Source organism: Flavobacterium sp. N2820, from assembly GCF_025947285.1.
Taxonomy (GTDB): domain Bacteria; phylum Bacteroidota; class Bacteroidia; order Flavobacteriales; family Flavobacteriaceae; genus Flavobacterium.
On record NZ_CP110008.1, the window covers coordinates 625,252 to 649,908 of the forward strand.

Consider the following 24,657-nt stretch of genomic DNA (forward strand, 5'->3'; position numbering starts at 1 on the left):
ATTTTTAAAATTTTAGAAATTATTAAAACTACGTTCATGTTATAAAATTAAACATATAAGTCATGTAAGTTTGTAAAAGTTGAATTACTTTGTTTTTAGAAGTTCATGAAAGATTATTTTAGTTATTAAAATCGCACTCAAAAGTGAAACGTCTCTGTGTAGCTCTTTTCAACATAAACATAATTTAAAAAACTCCGTGAATCTCTGTGTTAAACTAAGCAGGTTGCACGTATTCCAATTGATCTAAGCTCACTTTTGAAGTAAAAATTCCGTAATTAACAGTTGCTTTTGTTTTTTCAATTACATCAATGGTTCCAATAGCTTTTCCGTCTATCATTCTGACTCTGTCACCCACTTTTAACGTAATTTTTGGTTTGTTTTCTTCTTCAATTTTGGCTTTGATTTTCTTTTCTTTTTTTACTACTCGGATTTCTTCTACAATAACCTTAACTTCTTCTTCAACTTTTTTCTGAATGACTTCTTTTACTTTCTTTTCTTTTACCGACAGTTTTTTTCGTTTCGAATTTTCGATTTCAACCATTTTCAAAAAATCACCAATTAATGTCTTTTTATCTTTATTATTGAAATAACTTTCCGAAATATCATCAATTTTTTGTCCAATGTAAATCAAACGCTGATTGGCATCATATAATTCTTGATAACGTTCTAATTTATCCTGAATTTTCGCATTGATAGTTTCCATTTTCTTGCTTTCTTCACGCGCTTTAGATTCTTCTTCTTTTAAATTTAAAGATGTTTTTTCCAATTTTGAACGTTCTTTTTGAAGTGTTGCAATTGTTTTATCAAATCGTACTTTTCCACCTTCAATTTTCTTTTTCGCACGATTAATCAATCCAAACGGAATACCATTTTTCTGTGCTACTTCAAAGGTAAATGAACTTCCGGCTTGACCTAAAATCAATTTATACATGGGTTCTAACGATTTCTCATCAAATAGCATGTTCGCATTAGATGCAAACGGTAGTTCGTTTGCTAAAATTTTTAAATTTGAATAATGTGTGGTTATAATTCCGAAAGCTTCACGTGCATAAAACTCTTCCAAGAAGGTTTCTGCTAAAGCACCTCCCAATTCGGGATCTGAACCTGTTCCAAACTCATCAATTAAAAACAATGTTTTTTCGTTACATTTCTTTAAAAAATAGTTCATGTTCTTTAATCGGTAACTATAAGTACTTAAATGATTTTCAATAGATTGATTGTCGCCAATATCTGTTAAAATTCGATCGAATAGAAACGTTTCACTTCGTTCGTGAACCGGAATTAGCATACCACTTTGCAACATCAATTGCAGTAATCCAACAGTCTTTAATGAAATTGTTTTTCCACCAGCATTAGGTCCAGAAATCACAATAATGCGACTTTCGTTATGTAGTTCAATAGTTTGTGGATAGGTAATTGCTTTCTTTTCTTTATTGTTTAAATACAAAATAGGATGGAAGGCTTCTCTAAAAAATAACCGCTTTTCTTCGATAATATTTGGAAGTATTCCATTGATTTTATAGGCATATTTTGCTTTTGCAGCAATGACATCAACATCGCTTAAAAAGTCTTGATAAGCAGCAATAGTTTCGGTAAATGGACGAATTTCATTGGTTAAACGTTTTAAAATTCGCATGATTTCTTCGCGTTCTTCAAATTCTAAATTGTTCAATTCGCGCGAGTAACGTTGTGCTGCTTCGGGTTCGATATAAGCGATACTTCCTGTTTTAGAACTTCCTAAAATAGAGCCTTTTACTTTTCTACGATACATGGCTAAAACCGCTAAAACTCTACGATTTTCTACTACTGTTTCTTTAATATCATCTAAATAGCCTAGCGAATTATACTGGCTCAAAGCCATGCCAAAACTTTGGTTGATTTTGCCTCGAACCACATTTATGTTGCGACGAATTTCAATCAAATCAGGTGAAGCGTTGTCTTTGATGATGCCAAATTTATCGACCACTTCGTCAATGCGTTGCAAAATCAATTTTACAATGTCAATTTGGGATGCTTTTTGATATAAATTTGGATAATAGTCTTCAAATTTCTTTAAAAATTGAATTAAGGTAATAGCCGTTTCTGAAAGGTTTCCAATTTTTTTAAAACTTCCTACTTCCAGAAAACTATCTTCAATAGCCAAGAATTTTAATTCGTAGTTGATATTTTCAAATCCGTGATTAGGTATGGCGTTATTGTTGGAAAACGAAGACAAATATTCAGAAGTTTGCTTCAAATTAATAAGCAACTCTTCTTTGTTTTTAAAAGGTGTTATTGCCAAAGCTTTTGTTTCACCAATATCAGTGTTGCAGCGGCTAGCAATCGTTTCTAAAACGGTATTGAATTCTAAATCTTGTAGCGTTTTTTGGGTAATCGAAATCATTTTTCTTTTTCTGTTAGGTCAAAGTTACAAAGTAAAAAAGGCATATTGCAATAGAAATTTATATTTTTGGTAAAAATTATAAAATGTTTATCAAAAACACGTCTTGGCAAACCCAATTAGCACCTGAATTTCAGAAATCTTATTTTGTAGCATTGATGCAACAAGTGGAACAAGAATACGCTACAACGACTTGTTTTCCACCAAAAGAGCTCATTTTTTCTGCTTTTGAACAATTTGATTTTCAAGACACAAAAGTGGTAATTATTGGTCAAGATCCATACCATGGAGTAGGTGAAGCAAATGGTTTGTGTTTTTCGGTGAATGATGGTGTTAAAATTCCACCGTCGTTAAAAAATATTTACACCGAAATTAATACGGAATATGACCGAATTCTTTTTCCGACTTCGGGTAATTTAGAGCGTTGGGCAAAGCAAGGTATTTTGTTGTTAAATGCAGGTTTAACGGTACGAAAAGACGTAGCCAATAGTCACAAACATTTGCAATGGAGTGTTTTTACTGATGCGGTAATTGATTTGATTAATGCACAATCGGAACATATCGTTTTTTTACTTTGGGGAAGTTTTGCGCAGAAAAAAGGAAAACGTATTGACCGAAATAAACACCTGGTTTTAGAAAGTGGTCATCCTTCTTTTGCGCATTCACACAAAAAATGGTTTGGAAACAATCATTTTAAAATGACAAATGACTATTTAAATCAGCAAGGAAAAGATATAATAGAATGGTAATTTTGCAGGAATTGAAAAGATACTATTGATTTTTAATTCTTTATAAATTCAGAATTTAAATCTCTAAATAGCACAATTCTGGGTTTACTAAATAACAGCTTTCTATAAAAGTAAGAGGAAAAACCTTCCTCATTGAATGCGCCGAACGTAAATTTAATTTCAGTTCCTTTTAATCCATGTTCTAATTGCCATGTGCCTTCACCCCAAGAGTCGCCTTTGAAAGTTCCGTCTTCAAAAAGTTCTAATTTTTCGTTATTTTCTATGCCATTAGTAGCAAATGTATTGCTTATGCTGCTGGTGTAAGAACCCGTAATTAACCAAGAAGGATAATAGGAATTGAAAATGAATAGCAATCCCATTGCTAGTATTATACTATATCTTTTTTTGATTTTCATACTTTAGTTTGTGTATTCTAGCAGATATTTTTTTTACTATTTGGGTACGGATGGAGATTTTGAGTTATAGAGGATATTACAATTTAGCTTTTAACCATTTGAATAAAATGTTTCTTCTTCTATTATCTACATCGTCTAATTGAACACTTGTAATATCTTCGATTTTAAAAATAGACATTCCTAAATCTTCTCCGTTTTTACCAACGCAATTAATAATGAAATCCGTTTCAGAAACCTCAATAATATAACCTGAGTAATATTCATCATTTGAAATCTCAAAACTTGTAATTACATTTTTATTTCCTTTAAGTTGCTTCAATACACTTTCATAGTAGCTTTCTTCTTGAAGAAAAACAAAATTTATTGGGTTTGGTTTGTAAATTTCATCACTATAATCAATAACGCATTCCATTGCTTTAACGTAATCGTCATTAAAATCAATTCTTTCAAAACGTTCTATTGGATGTACTATTATTCCATCTTTTTTACCAAATTTTGTAAAATGTTGAATGGCAACAAAATCTTCTGAATAATCAACAACATAACCACACCAAAATTTGGAATCTTCGTTGTAAACTGTGAAATTTAGTAGTTCTTTGTTTTGTTTAGATTTTTCTAATTGTTCAAGTAGTAGATTCATTTTTTACTTTTTTGTTATGTGGGCACGGAATGCAATTCCGCGCTATCGGGTTGTTGTAAATAGTTATTTTGTTATAGAAAATGTAATACTTGACTTCGGGATATCAATTTTGAAATGTTGTCTAATTACTTCGGTAAATAAGTCAATTTTTGTAGCAATTAAATATTTTCTGTCATTAATTGGCCATTCTGTAATTATTGCAACTAAATATTTTTTTGGTTTTTCTTTAGATGTTATTTCTTCAACTGGAGTGTACCATAAACCACAGCCACTAATTCCTTCTAGTTCTGGTCCAATCTGCGTAGATTTTTTTTTGTAATTATAGACTTTTTTTCGATCGTAATTTAAAATAACATTATACGAAGTTGAGCATTTTAAATTTTTATAAATATTCTTTTCAAGAACAGGAGTTGTTATATAACGATATGCTTTACTATATAGTTTTTTCTTATACTTATTGTATTTAGATTTTGTGGCAGGAAAGCCAACAAGTTCATAAAGTGGTAAATTTTTATAGTCATGATTAATATCGATTTCTTGTAAATTTAAGAAGTTGTAAGTTTTAGATATGTTCTCAATAGTTTCTGAGCATAATTTTAAAACACATATATCAAATTTATCTTTATCTCGATTATTAGTTTTATTAGTAACCAAATTTCCACCTAATTTAAAAATCGTATGTTTTTCTAATCCAACATAAAATTCAAAATTTAAACTTTCTGCCACATGAGCAACAGTAATTAAAAAATAGTCATCTAAAATTTTTAAAAAAATTCCAGTTCCACATGATTCGAGAATTTCATTATTATTCCTAAATAAGTGACAGGAAACTTCATAAGCATCCCAACTTGTTTTATTTTGAATTTCTCTAAATTTTTCAAGTAAATTTTGAATCATATAATTAGTTACAACGTTCCGGCGCTTGGCGAGGTTGCGAACTTCGGAACTGATTATTTTCTATCAAAGATAAAATTTGTTGCGAGAAATAAACGTGTATTTACTACAAAATTCGCAATCTTGCCAAACGCCTGTTGGTAGCAGTTTTTTTATTTATTTCCAACTTCCATTACTATAGTTTTCGCCCAAATATCTCCTAAACGTTGGTTTCGGTCAGTGTTTTTAATTGTCATTATTCCAATTAATCCAAAAGGGAACATATCAATTGGGTCCAATAAGTGTCTTTTTATTGATTGGCTCAAATTCAATTCTCCATTATTTTTAGTCAAAGATTTAGGTTTCAAGCCAACAATCGAATTTCCAAGAGTTGCTCCAAAAAACACTTCAGTAAGTACAATTATCGCAAACCAAAAAATAATTGGTACCAATGCTAATATTCCTGTAACTGAATATCCATCTTTGTCATTCGGTTCTCCAAATGAGTAAACAAAAGCAAAGAAAAAACCATAAACAAATAAATAATCAATAAATCCTGCAATAAATCTTTTAAGTAAATTCGGTTTAGTTATGTTTTCTACCATTATTTTTCAATATTAATTCAATCGATAATTTGTCAACTTTTAAAAGTTCTAATATTCTTTCAGCTTTCAATTTGTCATTTTTTAAAGCTTTTTCAAATTCTTTGTCTAAACCGCAAACGTAAAGTCTTTCATTGACAGTCATTCCGCCAATATTTTCCACTAAACTAATTTTATTTTCAATTTCTTTTTGAGTCATATTTCCATTTTCTGCGGTAAAATTGCTACCAACTAGTAAATAGCATCATAAAGTTAATACTTTCAATACCGCTAATATATAAAAAAATCCTCACAAGTTCTTTGCGAGGATTTAGGATATAAGATAGAAAAAGAATTACTCTGCGCTTTCTTGCATCGTATGATACACGTTCATTACGTCATCATCTTCTTCAATTTTTTCTAATAGTTTTTCAACATCAGCTACTTGGTCTGGTGTTAATTCTTTGGTTATTTGTGGTATTCTTTCAAATCCTGAAGATAAGATTTCTAAGCCACGTGTTTCTAATTCTTTTTGAATCGTTCCAAAGCTTTCAAAAGGCGCGTACATTAAAATGCCGTCTTCATCAGCAAAGATTTCTTCTACACCAAAATCAATCATTTCTAATTCTAATTCTTCCACATCTTGTCCTTCTGCTGGAATTCTAAAATTACACGTATGATCAAACATAAATTCTACTGAACCTTGTGTTCCAAACGTTCCGTTGCATTTGTTGAAGTAACTTCTAATGTTGGCAACGGTTCTGTTGTTGTTATCCGTAGCGGTTTCAATTAAAATCGCAATTCCGTGTGGTGCGTAACCTTCAAATAATACTTCTTTGAAGTTAGCCGTGTCTTTATCGGATGCTTTTTTAATAGCGCGTTCCACGTTATCTTTTGGCATGTTTGCTGCCTTCGCATTCTGAATAACCGCTCTTAAACGTGAGTTGGTTTCAGGATTTGGTCCGCCTTCTTTAACGGCCATTACAATATCTTTTCCTATTCTAGTAAACGTTTTTGCCATTGCTGACCAACGTTTCATTTTGCGGGCTTTTCTAAATTCAAACGCTCTTCCCATTGCTGTATAGTATGTTTCTTGTTAAGAAATTATTTAATTAATTTTTTTGCAAAATTAAACTTTTTTATCAGTTGAACAAGTATTAATCATTTGGAACATGACGAGAAATAAATTGGTCTCCAGTTGTGTTCCATTGGTTAATCATGTTGTTTTTATCTTGCGTAAATTTGGTGTTTATTTTATTGTAATCATTGATTTTTTTGTTGATGTCTTTTACCATTTGGTTATAACTAGCAATTTCTTCTTTTGTTCTTTCGTTGTCTTTTTTTCGTTCCAAAGAAGTTTTTGCTTCTTCAAATTTGGTATTGAACATTAAGAAATCAATAACGGCAGGAGCATATTCTGTTGCCGTTTTTTTGTACAATTCCATGCTTTTTTTAGTGCTTTCTAACAACGTTTTATCATTTTTAAAAGGTTGTTTTTCTACTAATTTTTGCAAACCTTCTTCGGCATACAATAAAAGTGAACTTGCATTTTGTTGTATACTCGCAATGTCTTTTTGTTCCACTGCTTTAGAAAGCATTAAATCGGTAATATTACATTTAAAGAAAATCAAATAAAACTCGGTATGATAGGAAAAAACTTCGTTTGAAATTTTCATTTTTTTACCTAATTCAGATTCTCCTTCGGTAAGTGTAATGTTGTATTTTTTTGCGAATTCTTTTTGTCCTTGAACTAAAAGTTCGTGCTCGTCATCCATTTTTTTGTTCACTAAATCACGCGTCATGATATAGGCTTCCATAAAATCATATGACTGCTCTGCTACTTCTTGCATGTCAACAATTTTACTGTATTCTTCATTGATTATAATTTCAGAAACCGATAAATATTTGACAACTTGGTCTCTGTACACAATATCACCTTTGTAGCCATCTTTTAATTTGCTGATGTTATTTTTAGCCGTTTGAATGGTTTTTACCAAATTTTTTCGCGTGGCATCAATTTTTCTTGCACTTTTTGAGTGAGCAATGGTTTTAGTGTATTTCCACATGTTTTTAGAAATAGCACTTTCTTCTTTATTAATAAATTCTAAATATTCAACAGGAGTTTTAAAGTTTTGAGCCATTAATGTACTCGTAATAAGTAAAAGTGTTGTGGCAAATAAAATTTTTTTCATGTGTTTTTTTAATGTGTTAAATCATAAATAATTGTGATGGCTTCTAATACGCGAGCGTTTTTTTGCAATTCTTTTATTTTTTCAGCGTTACTGGTCTGAGAATAAGAGTCATATTTTATTTTTTCAGTCTCAGCTGTTGTGTTTTTAATAATAAAATCAAACGTTTTGTCTTGAATTGCATCCGTTTCTTGATAAAGCGCATCCGAACGATGAACTTCGTCGAAAACAGCATTAAAATTCAATAGTAAAGGTTTTTTTTCAGTTTTAATATACGTTTCAAGTTTATCGTTTAAATTATTAATTTCCTTAAAAAAGATATTCTTAGCAATTCTATTTTGACTTTTTAAGATAATTGGTCCAAAGTTATTGGTGTATTTTTTAAAGCTAAGTTTTGGAGTTATACTATCATTGGCCAATACGTGCTTGTATCGAGATTCTTTAGGCATAAAATTTTGAAACAATAATGGCAGTTTTATATCCGGAATTAATCCTGTATTTTGATGGCTTTTCCCTGTAATTCTGTAAAATTTTTGGCCTGTAATTTTTATAAAATCTTTATTGTATCCTGAACTGTTAAACGGAATTATACTTTGTGTTGTAGCCTTTCCATACGTTTCATTTCCAATGATTATACCTCGATTGTAATCCTGAATGGCATTCGCAAAAAATTCACTTGCGGAAGCAGAAAATCCATTCACAATAACCACAATTGGACCGCTATACACCACACCACGATTGAAATCTTTAAGAGTTTCTATGTTGTTATATTTATCATGGACTAAAGCAACGGGTCCGACATCAATAAACATTCCAACCATCTTAATAGCTTCAGTAATGCTGCCGCCGCCATTGTCGTCTAAATCTATGATAATTCCGTCAACATTATCCTCCTGAAGTTTGATAATCTCTCGAGCTACATCATTAGAAAGGTTATTATTCCCTTCTTCATCACTATAAAAACTTGGAATTTTTATGTATCCAACTTTTGATTTATTTTCAACAATGAAACTAAAAGCTAAATTTTCTTCCGTTTTCATTATTTTCTTTTGCAGTTTGGCATTGAAAATATCGCCTGTTTTTTTTCTGAATGTAAATTCTAAAATGTTATAATTGTCGGACGATATTAACTCAGAAACTTTATCGATTGTTGCACAACTTATTGTGAAATCATCTTTACCATGTTTTATTTTTAACAGTTGATCGCCATTGTCAATTTTTCCATATTCAAAGGCCGGGCTTCCAGGAATAATCTCGGAAACCAATAAATTATCATTGTCATCCAATTCAAAATTAATTCCTACAGAACTACTATTTGCTGTAACAGACGACATGAAACTTTCTTTTTCAGAATAATTAAAATAGGAGGTATGTGGGTCAAAATAACTAGTATAAGCCGTTAAAAAGTTGTTATAAAAAGCATCATAAAATGACAGATCATCTTTGATAAGGCTATTTAAAACACATTTTTGGTTTTCAAATACCTTTAATCTTGCAGTTTCGGCTAATTTGGTAAAATTCTTTTGTAGCGAATCCTTATTTTTACTTTGTTCAGCAACATCAATGAGAATATCATATGTAATACCTTTACGTATGAAATTTTTCATTCGTTCTTCGTTTTTAATATATTCTCTGTTGTTATTGGTAAAAAACAAAGTGTCTTTCGTATTAAAAACCATATTTTGCTTTTCTAAAGCTTCAAGAATTGCGAGTTTTCGTAACAAAGCGTTTTTATAAACCAACGCTATTTCGTCTAAAAAAGCACAATCTTTAGTAGAAATATAATCATCTATTTTAAATTTATGAACACTTAACTTTTCTGCTTCAGAACTAGTAAAATAGATTTTGTCTTCGTCTAAGATTTCAAAAAAAGCATCATAAACATTAGCCGATAGACTATCGTCTACAGGTTTCATTTTATAATGATTGATTTTTAAAAAGGTATTTATTTTTTTTATTTTATCACAGACTTTTTCAGTGTTTTGAGCATAAAGCCCACACTGAAAAAGTACCATGAAATATAAAATTTTTTTCATCAACAAATGTGATTATTTCTTATAAAAGGGCATTTTAACCACTTTTGCTTTAATGTCTTTATTTCTAATTCGGATGTAAATTTCTGAATCTGGTGTTGCTAATGAAGTAGGAACATAACCCATTCCAATGGCAATTCCCATAGAAGGTGATTGCGTTCCAGAAGTTACGATACCAATTATAGTTCCGTTTGCATCAGCAATTTCATAATCGTGACGAGGAATTCCTCTTTCAATCATTTCAAAACCAACTAATTTGCGAGAAACCCCAGCTTCTTTTTGTTTTTTAAGGTTTTCAGAATTCGTAAATTCTTTATCAAATTTGGTAATCCAACCTAAACCAGCTTCTAATGGCGAAGTCGTATCGTTGATGTCGTTTCCGTATAAACAGAATCCCATTTCTAAACGTAACGTATCGCGAGCAGCTAATCCTATTGGTTTAATTCCGAAAGCGGCTCCAGCTTCAAAAACTTTGTTCCAAATGTATTCAGCATCTTCGTTTTTGAAGTAAATTTCAAATCCGCCCGAACCCGTATAGCCTGTTGCCGAAACAATTACATCACTTTTTCCTGCAAATTCGCCAATTTGGAATGTGTAATAGCCCATATTGGTTAAGTCAATAGAAGTTAATGATTGCATAGCTTCCGCCGCTTTTGGTCCTTGAATGGCTAATAACGAATATGCTTCTGAAAGATTTTGCATATCAACTCCTAAATCATTGTGTGCAGCAATCCAATTCCAATCTTTTTCAATATTTGATGCATTTACCACCAACATATAATGGTTGTCAGCGATTTTATAAACGATTAAATCGTCTACGATTCCCCCTTCGTTATTTGGCAAACAAGAGTATTGCGCTTTTCCATCTACTAATTTAGACGCATCATTTGAAGTTACTTTCTGAATTAGAGCTAACGCATTTTCTCCTTTTAAGAAAAACTCGCCCATGTGAGAAACGTCAAAAACACCAACGCCATTTCTAACGATTTCGTGTTCTGCATTTACTCCTTCATATTGAACAGGCATATTGTATCCTGCAAACGGAACCATTTTAGCTCCTAAACTTTCGTGAATGTGCGTTAACGCTGTATTTTTCATGATTTTGTGTTGAATATTTTAAGACTGCTAATTTATTGAAAAATCTTAAAAATAGCTTTAGAATTGGTATAAATAATAAGCAATATTTATTTTTTGTTAATATTAATAATAAATCTTGCATTTTAACAATTGTTTGCGGAATTTTGGACTTTAAATTTTTGACATGGAAACCATACATTATATAAGTTCAGATTTATTATCAATTGAAACTATTAACGAAGTTGTATTTCAAGGAAAAACATTAGCTCTTTCTGAAGAAGCTGTTGTAAATATTGAAAAATGCCGAAAGTATCTAGATGATAAAATGCAATCAAATTCAGATCCAATTTATGGAATTAATACCGGTTTTGGTTCGCTATGTAATGTAAAAATTTCGAATGAAAATTTATCAAAATTGCAAGAAAACCTTGTGAAATCGCACGCTTGCGGAACGGGAGAAGAAGTGCCTCATGAAATTGTAAAAATCATGTTGTTGCTTAAAATTCAATCGTTAAGTTATGGACATTCAGGTGTTCAGTTAGTAACCGTGCAACGTTTGATTGATTTTTATAACAATGATATTTTACCCGTAATTTACACACAAGGTTCGTTAGGAGCTTCTGGCGATTTAGCTCCTTTAGCACATTTATCATTACCCTTGTTAGGTGAAGGCGAAGTATATGTTGATGGTTTTAGACAACCTTCGGCTAAAGTGTTAGAAAAATTTGGATGGCAACCCATTGTATTGCAATCAAAAGAAGGATTGGCTTTATTAAACGGAACCCAATTTATGAGCGCTTATGGGGTATTTTGTTTGATAAAATCGCAAAAATTAGCTTATTTGGCAGATGTAATTGGTGCTATTTCGTTAGAAGGTTTTGACGGAAGATTAGAGCCTTTTACCGATTTGATTCATTTAGTTCGTCCACATAAAGGGCAAATTCAAACGGCTGAACATTTTAGAGATTTATTAGAAGATAGTGAAATTATTGCGCAACCTAAAGTGCATGTGCAAGATCCTTATTCGTTTCGTTGTATTCCTCAAGTCCATGGGGCTTCTAAAGACACAATTGATTATGTAAAAAGAGTATTTCGTACCGAAATTAATTCGGTAACGGATAATCCAAATATTTTTGTTGGTGAAGATTTAATTATTTCGGGAGGAAATTTCCACGGACAGCCATTGGCATTGGCATTAGATTTTTTAGGAATAGCTTTGTCAGAATTAGGAAGTATTTCTGAAAGAAGAACGTATCAATTAATTTCGGGATTAAGAGGTTTACCAGCGTTTTTAGTAAACGATCCAGGATTGAATTCAGGATTTATGATTCCGCAATATACAGCAGCAAGTATTGCCAGTCAGAACAAACAATTGGCAACTCCAGCAAGTATTGATAGTATTGTTTCATCAAATGGACAAGAAGATCACGTGAGTATGGGAGCCAATGCAGCAACAAAAACATTAAGAATAGTTGAAAATATTGAACGCATTTTAGCGATTGAATTATTGAACGGTTCACAAGCGTTAGCATTTAGAAGACCATTAAAATCGAGTGATTTTATCGAAAGTTTTGTAAAATCATACAGAGAAGATGTTTCGTTTGTTTCAGAAGATAGAATTTTACATTACGACATAGAAAAATCTATTGCTTTTTTGAACACTTTTCAAATTGATTTGGTAGATTAAATAAAAAAAAACGCTATTGGATAACAATAGCGTTTTTTTTTATTCTATTAAAAACATTTCACTTTCCAAAACAAAATCAGGATGTTGAGGCATTGTAGCTCTCATCACATAAGATTTATCTTTTACTTCAATAATTTCAATTACTAAAACACCAGCATATCTTTTGTCATAATCAAGTGTTTCTTGTGTTGGTAAAACGGTGTATTTACAATCATCAATCCATTTTATAGTAAAACTTAAACTACGACTTTCACCTTCAATTTCTTCAGTTTGAATGGCGCCTTTTCGTTTAATAATAAAGGTAGTTCCTGTAGATTTATCAACTAATTTGAATGTTCCATTTTTAAATTTTTTACAATCTAATTTTTGTGCTGATGCATCTTGGGGAATAAAAAATAGAAAAGTAAAAATAACAAAAGCGATTATTTTTTTCATTGGATTAAAGTATAAGTGTTAAAATTGTAATAATTGCGGGTAGCGCTTGTACATAAAATATTTTTTTAGAAGCGGAATATGCGCCATAAATTCCAGCTATTGCTACACAACTTAAAAAGAATAAAGCAACATTTTTGCTCCAATTTTCATCTGAAATAAATAGTGACCAAATTAATCCAGCCGCTAAAAAACCGTTATATAAACCTTGATTAGCTGCTAAAACTTTTGTTTTTTCGAATAAATCATCGGGAATAGTTCTAAATACTTTTTTTGCTTTTGTCGTCCATGCAAACATTTCTAACCATAAAAAATACAGATGAAATAGCGCTATAATGGCAATAAGTATTTTACTAATTACATACATAATTATTTATTTTCGTTAAAGGTACGTTCAATTCTTTTGTCGGGAATAAGCCAAATTAAAGCTACTAAAATATAAATAGCGCCAGATATTTCTACAGAATATTTGGTTATTAATACAGCAATTAAATACAAAACTACCGACAATTTTCCTTTATAATCTTTACCAATAGCTTTTGAAAGTGACGAATCTTTTCCATGGTCATTTAAAATTAAACGCTGCAGAATAAAGTAGGCAAAAGCGTTCATTAATAAGACAATCCCATAAAGCATCATAGGAAATGGAGCAAAATGATGTTCACCAATCCAAGCCGTTGTAAAAGGAATTAATGATAACCAAAACAATAAATGTAAGTTTGCCCACAAAATTTTTCCATTTACATTTTTTAATGAATGGATTAAATGATGGTGATTGTTCCAGTAAATTCCGACATAAATAAAGCTTAAAATATAACTCAAAAACTTATGTGATAATTTAACAACCGCTTCAAAAGTGGTGTCTTCTGGAACTTTAAATTCCAAAACCATGATAGTTATAATAATGGCTAAAACACCATCACTAAAGGCTTCTAAGCGGTTTTTATTCATTTCGTATTTTTAAGTAAAATCACAATTAAAATGATAATAGCAATAGCTTCGGTAAGCATTCCTATTGTTAGCATAATACTTGCTCCAGGCCAATGTTGTAGTTTAAATAAAGCGCCAATAATAGTTACCACCATTCCTAAAAGGAATAAAATTAATGGAATTATATATTGTTTTTTCATAATCTATCTAATTTTGAACACTGAACACTGAATTATTTCCATTTAAAATTCTTCTCAATCGCTTTAATCATTTCTCCGGCAATATCTTTTTGTGTTGCGCCTTCGATTCCTTCTAAGCCTGGAGAAGAATTTACTTCTAACAGTAATGGTCCTTTTGATGAACGAATAATATCTACACCAGCCACTTTTAAATTCATGGCTTTTGCTGCTTTTATAGCAATTTTCTTTTCTTCGGCAGTCACTTTTACTACTGAAGCCGTTCCACCTAAATGAATGTTTGCTCTAAATTCCCCTGGTAAAGCTTCGCGTTGCATTGCGGCAACTACTTTTCCATCGACAACAAACAAACGCAAATCTTTTCCGTTGGCTTCTTTGATAAATTCTTGTACTAAAATGTTGGCATTTAAACTCTTGAATGCGTTAATAACTGATTCTGCTGCTTTTTTTGTTTCTGCCAAAACGACACCTTTTCCTTGTGTCCCTTCTAATAATTTTACAATTAAAGGTGAACCACCTACCATCTTAATTAAATCGTCTGTATCTAAAGGCGAATTTGCAAATCCAGTAGTAGGAATTTCAACGCCATTATTTAAAAGTAATTGTAACGAAAATAATTTATCTCTTGATTGTGTTATAGCAGCTGCATTATTAAGTGCAAAAACTTTTAGTGCTTCAAATTGACGTGTTAAAGCACAACCATAATAGGTCATACTAGGACGTATTCTAGGAATTACTGCATCAAAATCATTCAGCACTTTTCCACCACGATAATGTATTTCGGGTGTATTTGCATCTAATTTCATGTAGCAATATTTCAGATTTAAGAAATGCATTTCGTGTCCTCTTAATTCTCCTGCTTCCATGATTCGTTTGTTGCTATAAAGCTCAGGATTGCTTGCTAATAGTCCAATTCGAAGTCCTTTTTTTGGTTCTTCTGAAGAATAATAATATTCTTTAAGTTTTTCGGTTGTAGGTTGACCTAATAAATATTTTTGCTCTGGGTCCACTAAAACTCTTCCCGACATAGCTTCCCGACCTAAAAGCATTCGGAAACCCATTGAATCTCTATTGGTTAGAGTAACTTCAATATCCCAAGTTTTGGTACCAATTTCTAATTTGGTTTTGATTACATAACGTTGTTCTCTATATCCACTCGAGCTTTTTACTACTCTTTTATCAACTAATGGTGCTTCACAATGAATTACTGCTTTTGCATTATTTTGGATGGGATTGATATCAAATTTTACCCAACTTTCGCTATTTTTTTCAAATGTTACAATATTAATAGCATGTAATGCAGAGGTTTTAGCGCCAGAATCTACTCTTGCTTTAATGGTTGGAATTCCTAAAGTAGGGAAGGAACACCATTCTTCGCTACCAACAATGACTTTGTCTAACATTTTTAAACGTATGAATTAAGATTCTAAAGTAGTATTTTTTTTAATACGAAAACAATTTCTACGAAATAAAAAAACCAAGCTATGTGCTTGGTTCTTCTAATTTTTTAATCTCTATTGTTAGTTCCTGATTATCTGCATCTAAGTCCATGAAAATTTGATCTCCATCATGAATTTTAGAAGTAATAATTTCTTCAGCTAAGGCATCTTCAACATATTTTTGAATCGCTCTTTTTAATGGTCGCGCTCCAAATTGCTTGTCAAAACCTTTTTCGGCAATATAATCTTTAGCTTCTTCAGAAAGTTTTAGGGTATATCCTAATTCTTTTACTCTTAAATATAATTTATCTAATTCAATATCGATAATTTTATCAATATCGTGTTTTTCTAAAGCATTGAAGACTATTACGTCGTCAATTCTGTTTAAAAATTCAGGTGCAAAGGCTTTCTTTAGAGCATTTTCGATAATTCCTTTAGAATTGTCTTCTGCTTGAGCTGTTTTAGAAGCTGTTCCAAAACCAACGCCTTGGCCAAAATCTTTTAATTGACGTGCTCCAACGTTTGATGTCATGATAATGATTGTATTTCTAAAATCAATTTTACGACCTAAACTATCAGTCAAATGTCCGTCATCTAATACTTGAAGCATCATATTAAATACATCAGGGTGTGCTTTTTCAATTTCATCTAAAAGTACAACACAGTATGGTTTTCTTCTTACTTTTTCAGTTAATTGTCCACCTTCTTCGTATCCAACGTATCCTGGAGGCGCTCCAACTAAACGAGAAATAGCAAATTTTTCCATGTATTCACTCATGTCAATTCGAACCAAAGCATCTTCAGAATCAAACAATTCTTTTGCAATTACTTTTGCTAATTGTGTTTTTCCAACACCTGTTTGACCTAAGAAAATAAATGAGCCAATTGGTTTATTTGGGTCTTTTAAACCCGCACGATTTCTTTGAATTGATTTTGCGATTTTTAATACCGCTTCATCTTGCCCAATCACCTTACCTTTAATTAGTTCGGGTAAGTGAGCTAATTTATTACTTTCAGTTTGTGCAATACGATTTACAGGAATTCCTGTCATCATAGAAACTACATCGGCAACATTATCTTCGGTAACAGTAACTTTATTGTTTTTAGAATCTTCTTCCCATTGTTCTTGTGCAATGGCTAAATCCTTTTCGATGCGTTTTTCATCATCACGAAGTTTAGCTGCTTCTTCATATTTCTGTTTTTTAACGACAGTATTTTTAAGTTCGCGCACTTCTTCTAATTGACGCTCTAATTCTAAAATTTGTTTTGGAACATCTATATTAATAATGTGAACACGAGAACCCGCTTCGTCTAAAGCATCAATAGCTTTGTCCGGAAGAAAACGATCGGTCATATAACGATTTGTCAATTTTACACATGCTTCAATTGCTTCAGGTGTGTACAAAACATTGTGATGATCTTCATATTTAGGTTTGATGTTGTTTAAAATGGTAATCGTTTCCTCAACTGTGGTTGGTTCTACAATTACTTTTTGAAAACGTCTTTCAAGAGCACCATCTTTTTCGATATATTGACGGTATTCATCTAATGTTGTTGCGCCTACACATTGAATTTCTCCACGTGCCAATGCTGGTTTAAACATGTTTGATGCATCTAGTGAGCCTGTAGCACCACCAGCGCCAACAATGGTATGAATTTCGTCTATGAAAAGGATAATGTCATCATTTTTTTCTAATTCATTCATTACGGCTTTCATTCGCTCTTCGAATTGTCCACGGTATTTTGTACCAGCTACTAAACTTGCTAAATCAAGTGTAACCACACGTTTATTGAATAAATTTCGAGATACTTTTTTCTTAATGATTCGCAATGCTAAGCCTTCAGCAATTGCGGATTTACCAACACCTGGTTCACCAATTAAAAGTGGATTGTTTTTCTTTCTTCGGCTTAAAATTTGAGAAACACGCTCAATCTCTTTTTCACGACCAACAACTGGGTCTAATTTTCCTTCTTCTGCCATTTCGGTTAAATCACGACCAAAATTATCCAAAACAGGCGTTTTAGATTTTTTATTCGTTTTACTTCCAGAAGGGGGATTGTTAAAACCGCTATCTTTTAGGCTGTCATCTTGTCCTGAATCGTCATTAAAAGATTCAGCTTTTGGCAAATTTTCTAAGTAATCGTCTTCGTTTGTCATCATGGCTGTATATTGTTCTTTAACGGTTTCATAATCAATTTTAACTTTATTCATTAATTTGGTTGTAGGGTCATTTTCATTACGTAAGATACATAATAATAAATGAGCGGTACTAATTTCGGAATTATTGAATAATTTAGCTTCTAAAAATGTAGTTTTTAGAGCGCGTTCAGCTTGTCTAGTTAGATGTAAGTTTTTCTTTTCAATATTTTGAATTCCGTTAGGATTGGCGGGACTTAAGATTTCTACTTTTTTTCTCAAATGAGATAAATCTACGGCCAAATTATTTAAAATATTTATTGCTTTACCATTCCCATCGCGAAGAATCCCCAGCATTAGATGCTCGGTGCCAATGAAATCGTGACCTAAACGTAAAGCTTCTTCTTTACTAAAGGAAATTACATCTTTAACTCTTGGTGAAAAATTATCGTCCATACTGCATTTATAAGATTAGTAAAAGTACAAAATTGTATAAGTAAAAGCAAAAACTATACCTAATAAACATACTATGTTGCTAAATGACAAAAAATAAATGTAAAATAAAAGAAAAACGACTTAGATTTATAAGCAATTTGTAAACAAAATTGTTAATAAAATCTCTAAATTAGTGTCTAAAAATTTGTTGTAAAAGTTCAAAAAGCCGTATATTGGCACGTTTTAGTAATAATCATAATTTTAATATAAATACTTATGTCAGAAGGAGAAAAGTTAATTCCTATTAACATAGAGGAAGAAATGAAATCAGCTTACATCGATTATTCGATGTCTGTTATTGTGTCGCGTGCACTTCCTGATGTTAGAGATGGTTTAAAACCTGTACACCGTAGAGTTTTATACGGAATGTATGAATTAGGAGTTCTTTCGAACAGAGCCCACAAAAAGTCGGCAAGGATTGTTGGAGAAGTTTTAGGTAAATATCACCCACATGGTGATACTTCAGTATATGATGCAATGGTACGTATGGCTCAAGAATGGAGTTTACGTTACTTAATGGTAGATGGTCAAGGTAACTTTGGTTCGGTAGATGGTGATAGTCCAGCAGCAATGCGTTACACCGAAGCGAGAATGAAAAAGATTTCGGAAGAAATGTTGGCCGATATCGATAAGGAAACTGTTGATTTTCAATTAAACTTTGATGATACTTTGCATGAACCAACAGTAATGCCAACAAAAGTTCCAACGTTATTAATAAACGGAGCTTCGGGAATTGCTGTAGGTATGGCTACAAATATGGCACCTCATAACTTAACAGAGGTTATTGATGGAACATTAGCATATATTGACAACAACGATATTGAAATTGATGAATTAATCAATTATATTAAAGCTCCAGATTTTCCTACTGGAGGAATTATTTATGGTTACGAAGGAGTTAGAGAAGCTTTCAAAACAGGTAGAGGGCGTATTGTAATGCGTGCAAAAGTTGGTTTTGAAGAAGTGAATGGTAGAGAAGCTATCATTGTTACTGAAATTCCTTACCAAGTGAATAAGGCAAATATGATTAAACATACTGCCGACTTAGTTAATGACAGAAAAATTGAAGGCATATCAAACATTCGTGATGAATCGGATAGAAATGGTATGCGTGTGGTTTATGAATTAAAACGTGATGCGGTTCCAAACGTAGTTTTAAATACACTTTATAAGTATACGCAATTGCAATCTTCATTCAGTGTAAATAATATTGCATTGGTAAAAGGGCGTCCTCAAATGTTAAATCTTAAAGATTTGATTTACCATTTTGTAGAACACCGTCATGATGTTGTAGTTCGTAGAGCACAATTTGACTTAAGAAAAGCAGAAGAAAGAGCACATATTTTAGAAGGTTTAATTATTGCATCAGATAATATTGATGAAGTAATCAAAATTATTAGAGGTTCTAAAGATGGAGACGAAGCAAGATCTAAATTAATTGAGCGTTTCAAATTATCAGAAATTCAAGCGCGTGCTATTGTTGAAATGCGTTTGAGACAATTAACAGGTCTTGAACAAGATAAATTGCGTGCTGAGTACGAAGAAATCATGAAATTGATTACGTATTTAAAAGAATTACTTGCAAGTAAAGAAATGAGAATGCAAGTGATTAAAGACGAATTAGGTGAAATTAGAGAAAAATACGGTGATGAGCGTCGTTCAAAAATTGAATATTCGGGTGGCGATGTAAGTATCGAAGATTTGATTGCAGATGAAAGTGTTGTAATTACTATTTCACATGCAGGCTACATAAAACGTACTTCATTATCAGAATACAAAACACAAAATAGAGGAGGAGTTGGTCAAAAATCTGCAGGTACAAGAGATCAGGATTTCTTAGAGCATTTATTTGTAGCAACTAATCATCAATATTTAATGTATTTCACGCAAAAAGGTAAGTGTTACTGGATGCGCGTTTACGAAATTCCAGAAGGAACTAAAGCAAGTAAAGGTCGTGCTATCCAAAACTTAATCAATATCGAAAGTGATGATAAAGTAAAAGCATTTATTTGTACACAAGACTTAAAAGACCAAGACTACATTAAGAGCCACAATTTAATTATGGTAACTAAACAAGGTCAGGTTAAGAAAACATCTTTAGAAAAATATTCTAAACCTCGTGTAAATGGTGTAGCTGCAATTACAATTAAAGAAGGTGACGAGTTATTAGGAGCAAAATTAACCAACGGTTCAAGTCAAGTTTTAATTGCCGGAAAATCAGGTAAAATGGTTCGTTTTGAAGAAGAAAAAACGCGTCCAATGGGTAGAACTGCCTCTGGAGTTAGAGGAATTACTTTAGCCGACGATAAAGATGAAGTAATTGGCATTGTAACGGTTAACAAAGAAGATGTAAATGAAACGCAAATTTTAGTTGTTACAGAAAATGGTTACGGAAAACGTACCAAATTGGTTGAAGAAGACGGAGTAGATGTATACCGAATTACAAATCGTGGTGGAAAAGGTGTGAAAACATTAAACATTACAGAAAAAACAGGAGCTTTAATTGCAATCAATAATGTAACTGATGATGATGATTTAATGATTATTAACAAATCGGGCTTAACCATTAGAATGATGGTTTCTGATTTGAGAGTAATGGGAAGAGCAACACAAGGTGTTAAATTGATAAACATTAAAGGAAGTGACTCTATTGCAGCTGTAACAAAGGTGCTTCGTGAAGATGAAGAAATTGTTTTAGATGAAAATGAAGAAATTTCTGATGCTGAAACTGGCACAGATGTTGATTCGTCTGAAGAAGAAACTCAAGAATAAATAAAATAAAGCCCAAATTTATTTGGGCTTTTCTTTAAACCCAGATTATAGAACTATGAAAAAATTAGTATTAAGCGCAACATTATTTTTATCAGTTGCAACATTTGCTCAAAAAGATGAGCTTAAAACCTTAAAAAAGATTTATGCAAAAGAAACTATTTCTGTAAAAGATTTAGAAACTTATAAATCAACCAGCGACGCTTTGCAAAATTTAGCTACTGAAGAAGCTGACAAAGTGTATGCTAAATTTTATAAGGTAATGTATCCAACAATTGAATTAGCTTCAAAAGGTGAAAAAGCAACATTGCAAGATCAAATGAAGCTATATAATCCAGAATTCATCAAAGAATATGGTGTAGTGATTGATGAAACCATAGCTTTTGAAAAGAAAACAGGTAAGAAAGTTTACACAGATGATTTAATAATTGAAAAAGATCAATTCAAGCAAGGAATTATGACTTTTGCATTAGCACTTAATAGTGCTTCAAGGTTTAAAGAAGCATCTGCAGCTTTTTATAATTTATATACTTTTGATCCAAAAAATGAAGGTAAATCTTTGCAAAATGCTGCAATCTTAGCCGTTCAAGCGAATGATGCTAAATTAGGAGAAAAACTGTATGAAGAATTTTATAAAAGTGATTATCTTAATAATGGTGTAATTTATTACGCTACAAATAAAGCAAGTGGCGTTGAAGAAGATTTAGGCACAAGAGAAAATAGAACTAAAAATATTGGAGCAGGGTTTTATGAAAATCCAAGAGATGAAAAGGTTAATAAAATGAAACCTGAAGTTCAAAGAATATTATCTATTTTATACGTTCAAAATGGAGAAATTGCTAAAGCAAAAGAGATTTTTACAGAAGCTAGAATGCAAAATCCTAATGATGAAGAATTAAAAACAGGTGAATTTAATTTGTATTTTAATGAAGGCTTCGCGGGGTTAAAAGACGAAGATAGATTGGTTGCCGAAATAAACGCTTCAACAGCAAATAAAAAGAAATATGATGAATTAATGGCGCAAAGAAAAGCAATGTTCCAAAAAGTAATTCCATCTTTTGAAAAAGCTTACTCAATTAATCCGACTGATGCTAATACAAAAAATATTTTAAAATTAGCTTACGAAATCACTGGTCAACTTGAAAAAGCAAAATCAATTAATTAAAGTTGATTTTATAGTATATAAAGGTGTTAGATAAAGTCTAGCACCTTTTTTATTTACTACCTATTTTAAAAATCCCTACATTTGTTATTCAAATTTTAATCTTGTGAGCCAAACTAATAAACTCAAAATAATTAACGACCCCATTTATGGTTTTATCACCATTCCAAATACTTTAATATACGATTTAATACAGCATCCTTATTTCCAGCGCTTAAGACGTATTTCTCAAATGGGGATGTCATACTTAGTCTATCCAGGTGCGCATCATACTCGTTTTCATCATGCATTGGGATGTATGCATATTATGCAAAAAGTTGTTCAAACACTCAAGTTTAAAGGGGTTTCTATTTCAGATGAAGAAGAGAATGCATTGTATGTTGCCATTCTCTTGCACGATATTGGTCATGGCCCTTACAGTCATGCTATGGAGCACAGTATTGTTGAAGAAGTGCATCACGAAGAGCTGTCTTTGCTTTTTATGGAACAATTGAATAAAGAGTTTGACGGACAATTAGCATTAGCAATTCAAGTATTCAAGGGTGAATATCATCGAAAATTTATGTTACAGTTGATTTCTAGTCAACTAGACATGGATAGAATGGATTATTTAAAACGCGATAGTTTTTACAGCGGAGTGGCCGAAGGAAACATCAATAGTGAACGATTAATTCAAATGATGAATGTTGAAAATGATGTTTTGGTTATTGAAGAAAAAGGAATTTATTCGGTTGAAAAATTCTTAGTTGCACGAAGATTGATGTATTGGCAGGCATATTTACACAAAACAAGTGTTGTAGCTGAATTAATTCTTACAAAAATTTTAAAAAGAGCAAAAGAATTAACTCAAAAAGGAACGGTTTTGCCTTGTAGTGAATCGCTTCAATTTTTTATGCAAAACAAAATTTCATTGGCAAATTTTGATAAAAATATAGTAGACAGATTTTCTTATTTAGACGATTATGATGTAATGGGAGCTATTAAATCATGGCAATTTAACGACGATTTTGTGTTGCAAAATTTATGCCGAATGATTTTAAATCGTGATTTACTAAAGATTCAAATAACTGAAGATAAACCTAACAAAGAGAAGTTGTTAGATTATAAAAATAAATTTATTGAAAAAGTAAATATTTCAGATAAAGAAGCAGGTTATTTTGTATTCAAAGGAAAGTTGAAAAATCAAGCTTATAGTAAATCAAGTGAACCAATTTATGTGCTTAAAAAAGACAAAAGTATCGAAGATGTAGTTGAAGCTTCAGACCAAATGTATCTAAAAGCATTATCTAAAGAAGTAACTAAATATTACATTTGTTTTCCAAAAGTAGTAGTAGAGTCTTAACATTTTAATTTAATTTTATATTTTTGCCAATATAAAACCCTCAAATTCGTATATTTGATAGTTTGAGTATTTTTATATGTATCATTTCGTGTGTCAAGCGAAATAAATAGTATCATTTAAATGAAGTTTACAGCAGCGCAAATAGCAGGTATTTTAGAAGGAGAAGTAGTAGGAAACCCTAATGCTGAAGTCCATAAATTATCTAAAATAGAAGAAGGAACAGAAGGTTCTCTCACATTTTTGGCCAATCCAAAATATATCAACTTCATTTATTCCACGCAAGCAACAGTTACAATAGTAAACAATACGTTTGAACCAGAACAAAATATTACAACAACACTAATTAAGGTTGAGGATGCTTATAAATCATTTTCAAAATTATTAGAATATTACAATCAAGTAAAACTAATGAAATCGGGTATTGAGCAACCATCTGTAATTTCAGAAGGAGTAACCTATGGTACCGATTTGTATTTAGGCAGTTTTTGCTACATTGGAAAAAACGTAATTATTGGAAATAATGTCAAAATTTATCCCAATAGTTTTATTGGCGATAATGTAACTATTGGTGACAATTGTGTTTTCTTTGCAGGTGTTAGAATTTATTCAGAAACAGAAATCGGAAATAATTGCACCATTCATTCGGGAACCATTGTAGGTTCTGATGGTTTTGGTTTTGCTCCTTTAGAGGATGGTACCTATTCAAAAGTACCCCAAATCGGTAATGTAATCATTGAAGACAATGTCGAAATTGGTGCTTGTACAACAGTTGATAGAGCAACATTAGGTTCAACCATTATTAGAAAAGGAGTAAAACTTGATAATCACATTCAAGTGGCACACAATGTTGAAATTGGTGAAAACACAGTAATTGCAGCTCAAACAGGAATTGCAGGAACTACCAAAATTGGAAAAAACTGTCTAATTGGAGGTCAAGTAGGTTTTGCAGGGCATTTAGTGATAGGTGATAATGTAAAAATTCAAGCACAATCAGGCATTGGTAAAAATTTAAGTGACGGAGAAGTTGTTCAAGGAAGTCCAGCTTTCAATTACGGTGATTTTGCGAAGTCTTTCGTACATTTTAGAAATTTACCAAAAATTGTATCCGATTTAGAAGAATTAAAAAAACAACAATAATAAAATAGAATAA

General features: G+C 31.6%; 22 protein-coding genes. 6 read left to right on the forward strand and 16 right to left on the reverse strand.

Going from position 1 to position 24,657, the window contains the following annotated elements; all coding sequences use genetic code 11:
* Nucleotides 1-214 precede the first annotated feature (214 nt).
* On the reverse strand, nt 215-2,383 hold the full coding sequence (locus tag OLM52_RS02935) for an endonuclease MutS2 (RefSeq protein ID WP_264549655.1): 2,169 nt from the start codon (nt 2,381-2,383) through the stop codon (nt 215-217).
* An 83-nt stretch (nt 2,384-2,466) separates the two neighbouring features.
* Here OLM52_RS02935 and ung point away from each other — a divergent pair, with 83 nt between their 5' ends.
* The gene (gene ung, locus OLM52_RS02940) at nt 2,467-3,129 is read left to right on the forward strand and encodes a uracil-DNA glycosylase (protein ID WP_264549656.1); all 663 of its coding nucleotides are present in this window, start codon (nt 2,467-2,469) and stop codon (nt 3,127-3,129) included.
* Between the two features lie 32 nt (nt 3,130-3,161).
* On the opposite strand, the gene OLM52_RS02945 is transcribed toward ung, so the two are convergent.
* From OLM52_RS02945 to gcvT, 9 genes are all read right to left on the reverse strand, one after another.
* Complete coding sequence (locus OLM52_RS02945; RefSeq protein WP_264549657.1) at nt 3,162-3,524, reverse strand: hypothetical protein; 363 nt, start codon at nt 3,522-3,524, stop codon at nt 3,162-3,164.
* 76 nt (nt 3,525-3,600) lie between these two features.
* Nucleotides 3,601-4,164: a hypothetical protein gene (locus OLM52_RS02950; RefSeq protein ID WP_264549658.1), complete on the reverse strand. Its 564-nt coding sequence runs from the start codon at nt 4,162-4,164 to the stop codon at nt 3,601-3,603.
* 63 nt (nt 4,165-4,227) lie between these two features.
* Nucleotides 4,228-5,061 (reverse strand): hypothetical protein, encoded by an 834-nt coding sequence (locus OLM52_RS02955; protein WP_264549659.1) that lies wholly within the window; start codon nt 5,059-5,061, stop codon nt 4,228-4,230.
* A 149-nt stretch (nt 5,062-5,210) separates the two neighbouring features.
* A complete protein-coding gene (locus OLM52_RS02960; RefSeq protein ID WP_264549660.1) occupies nt 5,211-5,642 on the reverse strand; it encodes an RDD family protein in 432 nt (143 codons plus the stop codon).
* On the reverse strand, nt 5,623-5,838 hold the full coding sequence (locus tag OLM52_RS02965; RefSeq protein ID WP_264549661.1) for a hypothetical protein: 216 nt from the start codon (nt 5,836-5,838) through the stop codon (nt 5,623-5,625). The genes OLM52_RS02960 and OLM52_RS02965 overlap by 20 nt, the downstream gene beginning before the upstream one ends.
* 135 nt (nt 5,839-5,973) lie before the next feature.
* Nucleotides 5,974-6,693 (reverse strand): YebC/PmpR family DNA-binding transcriptional regulator, encoded by a 720-nt coding sequence (locus OLM52_RS02970; RefSeq protein WP_133606656.1) that lies wholly within the window; start codon nt 6,691-6,693, stop codon nt 5,974-5,976.
* A gap of 82 nt (nt 6,694-6,775) precedes the next feature.
* Entirely contained in the window at nt 6,776-7,810 is a 1,035-nt protein-coding gene (locus OLM52_RS02975; protein ID WP_264549662.1) for an LIC11966 family surface protein, read from the reverse strand.
* An 8-nt stretch (nt 7,811-7,818) separates the two neighbouring features.
* Entirely contained in the window at nt 7,819-9,843 is a 2,025-nt protein-coding gene (locus OLM52_RS02980; protein ID WP_264549663.1) for a S41 family peptidase, read from the reverse strand.
* 12 nt (nt 9,844-9,855) lie between these two features.
* Nucleotides 9,856-10,938, reverse strand: a complete 1,083-nt coding sequence (gene gcvT / locus OLM52_RS02985; protein WP_264549664.1) for a glycine cleavage system aminomethyltransferase GcvT — start codon at nt 10,936-10,938, stop codon at nt 9,856-9,858.
* Nucleotides 10,939-11,101: 163 nt separating this feature from the next.
* Here gcvT and hutH point away from each other — a divergent pair, with 163 nt between their 5' ends.
* Entirely contained in the window at nt 11,102-12,604 is a 1,503-nt protein-coding gene (gene hutH / locus OLM52_RS02990; RefSeq protein WP_264549665.1) for a histidine ammonia-lyase, read from the forward strand.
* A 39-nt stretch (nt 12,605-12,643) separates the two neighbouring features.
* Here hutH and OLM52_RS02995 read toward each other — a convergent pair whose 3' ends face one another.
* The 6 genes from OLM52_RS02995 to OLM52_RS03020 form a co-directional block, all read right to left on the reverse strand.
* A complete protein-coding gene (locus tag OLM52_RS02995; protein WP_264549666.1) occupies nt 12,644-13,039 on the reverse strand; it encodes a hypothetical protein in 396 nt (131 codons plus the stop codon).
* A 4-nt stretch (nt 13,040-13,043) separates the two neighbouring features.
* A complete protein-coding gene (locus tag OLM52_RS03000; protein WP_264549667.1) occupies nt 13,044-13,403 on the reverse strand; it encodes a DUF1304 domain-containing protein in 360 nt (119 codons plus the stop codon).
* A gap of 2 nt (nt 13,404-13,405) precedes the next feature.
* Nucleotides 13,406-13,987, reverse strand: coding sequence for a TMEM175 family protein (locus tag OLM52_RS03005; RefSeq protein WP_264549668.1), 582 nt, complete (start codon nt 13,985-13,987; stop codon nt 13,406-13,408).
* On the reverse strand, nt 13,984-14,166 hold the full coding sequence (locus OLM52_RS03010) for a GldL-related protein (protein ID WP_264549669.1): 183 nt from the start codon (nt 14,164-14,166) through the stop codon (nt 13,984-13,986). The genes OLM52_RS03005 and OLM52_RS03010 overlap by 4 nt, the downstream gene beginning before the upstream one ends.
* 32 nt (nt 14,167-14,198) lie before the next feature.
* Nucleotides 14,199-15,566 (reverse strand): 30S ribosomal protein S6--L-glutamate ligase, encoded by a 1,368-nt coding sequence (rimK, locus tag OLM52_RS03015; protein ID WP_264549670.1) that lies wholly within the window; start codon nt 15,564-15,566, stop codon nt 14,199-14,201.
* A 79-nt stretch (nt 15,567-15,645) separates the two neighbouring features.
* Nucleotides 15,646-18,195, reverse strand: coding sequence for an ATP-dependent Clp protease ATP-binding subunit (locus tag OLM52_RS03020; protein WP_264549671.1), 2,550 nt, complete (start codon nt 18,193-18,195; stop codon nt 15,646-15,648).
* Nucleotides 18,196-18,450: 255 nt separating this feature from the next.
* On the opposite strand from OLM52_RS03020, the gene gyrA reads away from it, so the two are divergent.
* The 4 genes from gyrA (at nt 18,451) to lpxD (ending at nt 24,644) form a co-directional block, all read left to right on the forward strand.
* On the forward strand, nt 18,451-21,006 hold the full coding sequence (gene gyrA / locus OLM52_RS03025; protein ID WP_264549672.1) for a DNA gyrase subunit A: 2,556 nt from the start codon (nt 18,451-18,453) through the stop codon (nt 21,004-21,006).
* A gap of 55 nt (nt 21,007-21,061) precedes the next feature.
* Nucleotides 21,062-22,168 (forward strand): hypothetical protein, encoded by a 1,107-nt coding sequence (locus OLM52_RS03030; RefSeq protein WP_264549673.1) that lies wholly within the window; start codon nt 21,062-21,064, stop codon nt 22,166-22,168.
* A 103-nt stretch (nt 22,169-22,271) separates the two neighbouring features.
* Complete coding sequence (locus OLM52_RS03035; protein WP_264549674.1) at nt 22,272-23,507, forward strand: HD domain-containing protein; 1,236 nt, start codon at nt 22,272-22,274, stop codon at nt 23,505-23,507.
* Nucleotides 23,508-23,627: 120 nt separating this feature from the next.
* On the forward strand, nt 23,628-24,644 hold the full coding sequence (gene lpxD / locus OLM52_RS03040) for a UDP-3-O-(3-hydroxymyristoyl)glucosamine N-acyltransferase (RefSeq protein ID WP_264549675.1): 1,017 nt from the start codon (nt 23,628-23,630) through the stop codon (nt 24,642-24,644).
* The last annotated feature ends 13 nt before the right edge of the window (nt 24,645-24,657 follow it).

Bases quoted from the DNA above. Each gene is read 5' to 3' on its own strand.
- OLM52_RS02935 (WP_264549655.1), bottom strand. From the start codon at position 2,383: ATGATTTCGATTACCCAAAAAACGCTACAAGATTTAGAATTCAATACC.
- ung (WP_264549656.1), top strand. From the start codon at position 2,467: ATGTTTATCAAAAACACGTCTTGGCAAACCCAATTAGCACCTGAATTT.
- OLM52_RS02945 (WP_264549657.1), bottom strand. From the start codon at position 3,524: ATGAAAATCAAAAAAAGATATAGTATAATACTAGCAATGGGATTGCTA.
- OLM52_RS02950 (WP_264549658.1), bottom strand. From the start codon at position 4,164: ATGAATCTACTACTTGAACAATTAGAAAAATCTAAACAAAACAAAGAA.
- OLM52_RS02955 (WP_264549659.1), bottom strand. From the start codon at position 5,061: ATGATTCAAAATTTACTTGAAAAATTTAGAGAAATTCAAAATAAAACA.
- OLM52_RS02960 (WP_264549660.1), bottom strand. From the start codon at position 5,642: ATGGTAGAAAACATAACTAAACCGAATTTACTTAAAAGATTTATTGCA.
- OLM52_RS02965 (WP_264549661.1), bottom strand. From the start codon at position 5,838: ATGACTCAAAAAGAAATTGAAAATAAAATTAGTTTAGTGGAAAATATT.
- OLM52_RS02970 (WP_133606656.1), bottom strand. From the start codon at position 6,693: ATGGGAAGAGCGTTTGAATTTAGAAAAGCCCGCAAAATGAAACGTTGG.
- OLM52_RS02975 (WP_264549662.1), bottom strand. From the start codon at position 7,810: ATGAAAAAAATTTTATTTGCCACAACACTTTTACTTATTACGAGTACA.
- OLM52_RS02980 (WP_264549663.1), bottom strand. From the start codon at position 9,843: ATGAAAAAAATTTTATATTTCATGGTACTTTTTCAGTGTGGGCTTTAT.
- gcvT (WP_264549664.1), bottom strand. From the start codon at position 10,938: ATGAAAAATACAGCGTTAACGCACATTCACGAAAGTTTAGGAGCTAAA.
- hutH (WP_264549665.1), top strand. From the start codon at position 11,102: ATGGAAACCATACATTATATAAGTTCAGATTTATTATCAATTGAAACT.
- OLM52_RS02995 (WP_264549666.1), bottom strand. From the start codon at position 13,039: ATGAAAAAAATAATCGCTTTTGTTATTTTTACTTTTCTATTTTTTATT.
- OLM52_RS03000 (WP_264549667.1), bottom strand. From the start codon at position 13,403: ATGTATGTAATTAGTAAAATACTTATTGCCATTATAGCGCTATTTCAT.
- OLM52_RS03005 (WP_264549668.1), bottom strand. From the start codon at position 13,987: ATGAATAAAAACCGCTTAGAAGCCTTTAGTGATGGTGTTTTAGCCATT.
- OLM52_RS03010 (WP_264549669.1), bottom strand. From the start codon at position 14,166: ATGAAAAAACAATATATAATTCCATTAATTTTATTCCTTTTAGGAATG.
- rimK (WP_264549670.1), bottom strand. From the start codon at position 15,566: ATGTTAGACAAAGTCATTGTTGGTAGCGAAGAATGGTGTTCCTTCCCT.
- OLM52_RS03020 (WP_264549671.1), bottom strand. From the start codon at position 18,195: ATGGACGATAATTTTTCACCAAGAGTTAAAGATGTAATTTCCTTTAGT.
- gyrA (WP_264549672.1), top strand. From the start codon at position 18,451: ATGTCAGAAGGAGAAAAGTTAATTCCTATTAACATAGAGGAAGAAATG.
- OLM52_RS03030 (WP_264549673.1), top strand. From the start codon at position 21,062: ATGAAAAAATTAGTATTAAGCGCAACATTATTTTTATCAGTTGCAACA.
- lpxD (WP_264549675.1), top strand. From the start codon at position 23,628: ATGAAGTTTACAGCAGCGCAAATAGCAGGTATTTTAGAAGGAGAAGTA.